This is a genomic window from Candidatus Erwinia dacicola (assembly GCF_001756855.1).
GTDB classification, from domain to species: Bacteria; Pseudomonadota; Gammaproteobacteria; order Enterobacterales; family Enterobacteriaceae; genus Erwinia; species Erwinia dacicola.
The window spans coordinates 1-6,658 of the sequence record NZ_MAYS01000385.1 but is presented as its reverse complement, the minus strand read 5'-3'; the positions used below and the strand labels follow the sequence as shown (position 1 = coordinate 6,658).

Sequence of the window (6,658 nt, the reverse complement as noted above, 5' to 3'; positions counted from 1 at the left end):
TGTCTTCACACAACAGAGCTATCTGGTATCGTAATCCTTCGGTTCACTGCTGATATTTTATAGTTACTCGCTCATCTTTAGTCGGAAGAGCAGGATAGCTTATCGGTAGCTAACCGTCCCTCCATCTACATGACCGAGTGTTGCACTTATTATCTGAATTCGCGAGGTATTCACTCTAGTCGTAAAACGGGAGGCTGAACAGGAGGGAAATTTGAAAAACTGCGGGGAAGTTCCAGATAAAACGATGGGCCGGAAGTATTCCGACCCATAAGGACTAAAGAAAAATTACGCTTCTTTAGGACCGCGGCTTGCGCGCTTACGGTCGTTTTCAGTCAGGTGACGTTTACGAATACGTACAGACTGTGGAGTCACTTCTACCAGTTCGTCATCATCGATGAATTCAAGCGCCTGCTCGAGGGACATCTTCTGTGTCGGAACCAGCGTGGTGGCTTCGTCAGTACCGGAAGCACGCATGTTGGTCAGTTTCTTACCGGTCAGGCAGTTTACGGTCAGGTCGTTTGAACGTGAGTGAATACCGATGATCTGGCCTTCATACACTTCAGCACCGTGGCCGAGGAACAGCCTGCCGCGATCCTGCAGACCGAACAGGGCGAAGGCTACCGCTTTACCCTGGCCGTTAGAGATCAGCACGCCGTTCTGACGCTGGCCCACTTCGCCCGGACGAATGTCGTCGTAGTGGCTGAAGGTGGAGTACAGCAGGCCAGTACCGGAAGTCATGGTCATGAATTCGTTACGGAAGCCAATCAGTCCACGGCTTGGAATCTCATAATCAAGACGAACGCGACCTTTGCCATACAGGTCCATGTTTTTTATGTCGCCTTTACGCTCACCCATCGCCTGCATCACAGAACCCCGGTGCTGTTCTTCGATGTCTAGGGTCACGTTTTCGAATGGCTCCTGCTTGCGGCCTTCGAATTCACGGAAAATAACTTTCGGACGGGATACCGCCAGTTCGAAACCTTCACGACGCATGTTTTCGATCAGAACTGACAGGTGAAGTTCACCACGGCCTGATACGCGGAAGGCGTCAGCGTCCGGGGTTTCTTCAACACGCAGTGCCACGTTGTGCACCAGCTCTTTGTTCAGACGATCAAGGATCTGACGTGAAGTCACATACTTACCTTCTTTACCGCAGAACGGAGAGGTGTTAACGCAGAAGAACATGGTAACGGTTGGTTCATCAACGCTCAGGGCTGGCAGCGCTTGCACATTCTGCATATCGCAGATGGTGTCAGAGATGTTCAGCTCGCCCAGACCGGTGATGGCGATGATGTCGCCCGCTTCCGCTTCAGCAGATTCGATACGCTCCAGCCCCATGTGGCCCAACACTTTACCGACTTTACCGTTGCGGGTTTTGCCTTCGCTATCGATGATCGTAACCTGCTGGTTAGGTCGCACTTTACCGCGTTTGATGCGGCCAATACCGATAACACCTAAGTAGTTGTTGTAGTCCAACTGGGAGATTTGCATCTGCAGCGGGGTTTCCAGCTCAACCTGTGGTGGAGAAACGTGTTTCACGATCGCTTCGTACAGCGGGGTCATATCTTCCGCCATATCCGCGTGATCCAGACCTGCAATACCGTTCAGGGCTGAAGCATAGATAATCGGAAAGTCGAGCTGCTCGTCGGTCGCATCCAAGTTAACGAACAGGTCAAACACCTGGTCAACAACCCAGTCAGGACGCGCGCCATGGCGGTCAACTTTGTTGATTACCACGATCGGCTTCAGACCATTAGCGAAGGCTTTTTGGGTCACGAATCGGGTTTGCGGCATTGGGCCATCCATTGCATCCACAACCAGCAGCACCGAGTCAACCATCGACATTACACGCTCTACTTCACCGCCGAAGTCGGCATGTCCTGGGGTATCAACGATGTTGATGCGATAGTCGTTCCATTTAATGGCGGTGTTTTTTGCGAGGATGGTAATCCCACGCTCTTTCTCCAAATCGTTGGAGTCCATTACGCGTTCGGTCGCTTCGGTGCGGGGATCAAAGGTCCCAGACTGCTGTAGCAACTTATCAACTAGGGTAGTTTTACCATGGTCAACGTGGGCAATAATGGCGATGTTACGCAAATTTTCGATCACAGCTTTGCCTCAGGCATTAGAAATAGCGCGCCATTGTACACAGATCAATCGAAGGACTGAACAGGATCATGAATTTCATATATTAAAGATAACTGTTCGGATTGCTTTATATAGCCATTTTCAGTGCAAAGCTTGCACTGTGACGAAAAATCGCACCAAAACAGTGCCCATTTATCAGCCAATAGCACTAAAATGGTGCGCGACTTCTATCGTGGTGCAGTCCTCGTCTCACGAAAGGGCGCATTATGGCTTTTTTTTTCAGATAAACAAAAAAGTTGGCATAGATTTCGCAGCTACTCTTTCAAGCAAAAAATCCCAGTCTCCACAACGGTTGTAAGCTTGTCAGGAATCTTTATTATCGGAGTAAGCGCGGCGAAACGCAAAACGCACCGTAAAGATCTCTAACCACGACGACAATGACAAATCTAGGAGAGTTAAGTATGTCCGCTGAACACGTTCTGTCGATGATGAACGAGCACGAAGTCAAATTTGTTGATCTGCGTTTTACCGATACCAAAGGTAAAGAGCAGCACGTAACTATTCCCGCTCATCAGGTTAATGCTGACTTCTTCGAAGAAGGCAAAATGTTTGACGGCTCCTCGATTGGTGGCTGGAAAAGCATCAACGAATCAGACATGGTTCTGATGCCTGACGCAACCACCGCTGTCCTTGACCCGTTCTTCGAAGATTCCACACTGATCATCCGTTGTGACATACTTGAGCCAGGCACCATGCAGGGCTACCACCGTGACCCACGGTCTATCGCTAAACGCGCTGAAGATTTCCTGCGCTCTTCCGACATCGCGGACACCGTGCTGTTTGGACCAGAACCAGAGTTCTTCCTGTTTGACGATATTCGCTTCGGCAGCAGCACTTCCGGTTCCCATGTCGCTATCGACGACGTTGAAGCTTACTGGAATTCCGGTAAAACCTACGAAGGCGGCAACAAAGGCCACCGTCCAGGTCTGAAAGGCGGCTACTTCCCAGTGCCACCGGTCGACTCATCACAGGATATCCGTTCTGCTATGTGTCTGACCATGGAGCAAATGGGCTTGGTCGTTGAAGCTCATCACCACGAAGTGGCTACCGCGGGTCAGAACGAAGTGGCGACCCGCTTCAACACCATGACCAAAAAAGCTGACGAAATTCAGATCTACAAATATGTGGTTCACAACGTCGCTCACGCCTACGGCAAAACGGCGACCTTCATGCCTAAGCCAATGTTCGGTGATAACGGTTCTGGTATGCACTGTCACATGTCTCTGTCTAAAGGCGGCACCAACCTGTTCGCTGGTGACAGATACGGCGGCCTGTCTGAAATGGCACTGTTCTACATCGGCGGTGTGATCAAGCACGCTAAAGCGATCAACGCCTTGGCGAACCCGACTACCAACTCTTACAAGCGTTTGGTCCCAAGCTACGAAGCGCCAGTTATGCTGGCTTACTCTGCCCGTAACCGTTCTGCTTCTATCCGTATCCCAGTGGTTGCCAGCCCGAAAGCACGTCGTATCGAAGCGCGCTTCCCGGATCCAGCGGCTAACCCGTACCTGTGCTTCGCAGCACTGCTGATGGCTGGCCTAGACGGCATCATCAACAAGATCCATCCTGGCGATGCCATGGACAAAAACTTGTACGACCTGCCACCAGAAGAAGAAGCTGATATTCCAAAAGTGGCAGGTTCTCTGGACGAAGCATTGGCTGAACTGAACGAAGACCGCGAGTTCCTGACCCGTGGTGGCGTGTTCACTGACGATGCCCTCGAAGCGTACATCGAACTTCGTAAGGCAGAAATCGACCGCATTCGTATGACTCCGCACCCGGTTGAGTTCGAACTGTACTACAGCGTTTAATTGGTTTTATTTGTTGCCGTGGAAACTTTTCAGCCCATCTTCGGATGGGCTTTTTTCTCCACGAATTCAACGTCAGGACGACGATTTCCGGGTTGTATGACTATAACGCACCAATCTGGTGCAGATAAATTACTCAGGAGAACGCTGTAATGGCAACTGGCACTCTGCCCGATGCTGGGCAGATTCTCAATTCATTGATTAACAGTATTTTACTGGTTGATAACGCGTTGGTAGTTCATTACGCCAACCCTGCGGCTCAGCAACTGCTGGCGCAGAGTTCCCGCAAGCTGTTTGGTACGCCACTGCCGGAACTAATGGGTTATTTTTCCCTGAATATTGAGGTCATGCTCGAAAGTCTAGATGCCGGACAGGGCTTTACCGATAGCGAAGTGACCCTAGTGGTCGACAGCCGTGCGCACATTATGTCGCTCACCGCACAACGTCTGCCCGAAGGTTTGATTCTGCTAGAAATGGCTCCGATGGATAACCAGCGCAGGCTCAGCCAAGAACAGCTGCAGCATGCACAACAGGTGGCAGCGCGGGATTTAGTCCGCGGTCTGGCACACGAAATTAAAAACCCGCTGGGGGGACTGCGCGGCGCAGCACAGCTGCTGGCCAAAGCCCTGCCCGACTCGTCGTTAACCGAGTATACCAAGGTTATCATTGAACAGGGCGATCGCCTGCGCAATCTGGTCGACCGTCTGCTGGGCCCGCAACAGCTAGGGATGCACGTCACCCAGAGTATCCATCAGGTGGCTGAACGCGTGGTCAATCTGGTGTCGATGGAACTGCCGGACAACGTGTCGTTAATCCGTGATTACGATCCAAGCCTGCCGGAGCTGCCGCACGACCCGGATCAAATAGAACAAGTCCTTTTGAATGTAGTCCGCAACGCTTTACAGGCGTTGGATGAAGAAGGCGGTACCATTACTTTACGTACCCGCACGGCGTTTCAGTTAACGCTGCACGGTACGCGCTATCGCCTAGTGGCACGCATCGATATTGAAGATGACGGCCCGGGTATTCCGGCGCAACTGCAGAACACGCTGTTCTACCCGATGGTGAGTGGCCGCGAAGGCGGCACCGGGCTGGGGTTATCCATCGCCCGCAGCCTGATCGACCAGCATTCGGGGAAAATAGAGTTCAACAGCTGGCCCGGACATACTGAATTCTCGGTTTACCTGCCTATTCGCCAGTGAGGTTTCTATGCAACGAGGGATAGTTTGGATCGTCGATGACGATAGCTCCATCCGCTGGGTGCTCGAACGTGCGCTCACTGGAGCCGATTTGAGCTGCGCTACCTTTGATGGCGCGAACGAGGTGCTGGAAGCCCTCGCCACTAAGACCCCAGATGTACTACTGTCAGACATTCGTATGCCCGGCATGGACGGACTGGCGCTACTGAAACAGATTAAACAACGCCACCCGATGCTGCCAGTGATCATTATGACTGCGCACTCCGATCTGGACGCGGTGGTGAGCGCTTACCAGCAGGGCGCGTTTGACTACCTGCCTAAGCCGTTTGATATCGATGAAGCAGTGGCGCTGGTTGAGCGTGCCATCAGCCACTATCAGGAGCAGCAGCAGCCGCGTAACCAGCCGATCAGCGGGCCGACCACCGATATTATCGGTGAAGCCCCGGCAATGCAGGATGTGTTCCGTATTATCGGCCGCCTGTCGCGCTCGTCGATCAGCGTGCTGATTAACGGCGAGTCCGGTACTGGTAAAGAGCTGGTAGCTCATGCCCTGCACCGCCACAGCCCACGCGCCAAGGTGCCGTTTATTGCGCTAAATATGGCGGCAATTCCCAGAGATCTGATTGAATCTGAACTGTTTGGCCATGAGAAAGGCGCATTTACCGGCGCGAATCAGATCCGTCAGGGCCGTTTTGAGCAGGCCGACGGCGGCACGCTGTTCCTCGATGAAATCGGTGATATGCCTCTGGATGTACAGACCCGTCTGCTGCGCGTGCTGGCTGATGGTCAGTTCTATCGCGTGGGCGGCTATGCGCCGGTGAAAGTGGACGTGCGTATTATTGCCGCGACCCACCAGAACCTAGAGCTGCGCGTACAGGAGGAGAAATTCCGTGATGATTTATTCCACCGCCTGAACGTGATCCGCGTACACCTACCGCCGCTGCGCGAACGTCGGGAAGATATTCCGCGCCTAGCACGTCACTTCCTGCAGGTTGCCGCTCGTGAACTAGGCGTGGAGGCGAAAATTCTGCATCCGGAAACCGAAACGGCGCTGACCCACCTGCACTGGTCCGGTAACGTGCGCCAGCTGGAGAACACCTGCCGCTGGCTGACGGTGATGGCTGCGGGTCAGGAAGTGTTAATTCAGGATCTGCCGCCGGAGCTGTTTGAGACCTCGATGCTGGAAAACCCGGTGCAGTCGCTGCCGGATAGCTGGGCCACGCTGCTGGCACAGTGGGCTGACCGCGCGCTGCGCGCCGGTCATCAAAACCTGCTGTCGGAAGCTCAACCGGAGATGGAGCGTACGCTGCTAACCGCTGCGCTGCGTCAAACGCAGGGACATAAGCAGGAAGCCGCTCGTTTGCTCGGCTGGGGGCGTAATACCCTGACCCGCAAGCTGAAAGAGTTGGGAATGGAATAACCGGTCGAGTCTGTCAAAGTCGTGTAAATTCACTTACAGCCTTCCGGTCCGGTAATTGGCCCATTATGCGCTGACTGGCAACG

General features: G+C 53.2%; 4 protein-coding genes. 3 read left to right on the top strand and 1 reads right to left on the bottom strand.

Going from position 1 to position 6,658, the window contains the following annotated elements; all coding sequences use genetic code 11:
• Nucleotides 1-285: 285 nt before the first annotated feature.
• Nucleotides 286-2,109 (bottom strand): ribosome-dependent GTPase TypA, encoded by a 1,824-nt coding sequence (typA, locus tag BBW68_RS10860; protein ID WP_070135376.1) that lies wholly within the window; start codon nucleotides 2,107-2,109, stop codon nucleotides 286-288.
• Nucleotides 2,110-2,549: 440 nt separating this feature from the next.
• Between typA and glnA the strand changes: the two genes are divergently transcribed.
• The 3 genes from glnA (at nucleotide 2,550) to glnG (ending at nucleotide 6,575) form a co-directional block, all read left to right on the top strand.
• Nucleotides 2,550-3,959 (top strand): glutamate--ammonia ligase, encoded by a 1,410-nt coding sequence (gene glnA, locus BBW68_RS10855; protein WP_070135375.1) that lies wholly within the window; start codon nucleotides 2,550-2,552, stop codon nucleotides 3,957-3,959.
• A gap of 149 nt (nucleotides 3,960-4,108) precedes the next feature.
• On the top strand, nucleotides 4,109-5,158 hold the full coding sequence (glnL, locus tag BBW68_RS10850; RefSeq protein ID WP_070135374.1) for a nitrogen regulation protein NR(II): 1,050 nt from the start codon (nucleotides 4,109-4,111) through the stop codon (nucleotides 5,156-5,158).
• Between the two features lie 7 nt (nucleotides 5,159-5,165).
• On the top strand, nucleotides 5,166-6,575 hold the full coding sequence (gene glnG / locus BBW68_RS10845) for a nitrogen regulation protein NR(I) (protein WP_070135373.1): 1,410 nt from the start codon (nucleotides 5,166-5,168) through the stop codon (nucleotides 6,573-6,575).
• Nucleotides 6,576-6,658: the final 83 nt, after the last annotated feature.

What these genes read in the sequence shown, in the direction of transcription:
- glnA (WP_070135375.1), top strand. Translation starts at nt 2,550, where the DNA reads ATGTCCGCTGAACACGTTCTGTCGATGATGAACGAGCACGAAGTCAAA.
- glnL (WP_070135374.1), top strand. Translation starts at nt 4,109, where the DNA reads ATGGCAACTGGCACTCTGCCCGATGCTGGGCAGATTCTCAATTCATTG.
- glnG (WP_070135373.1), top strand. Translation starts at nt 5,166, where the DNA reads ATGCAACGAGGGATAGTTTGGATCGTCGATGACGATAGCTCCATCCGC.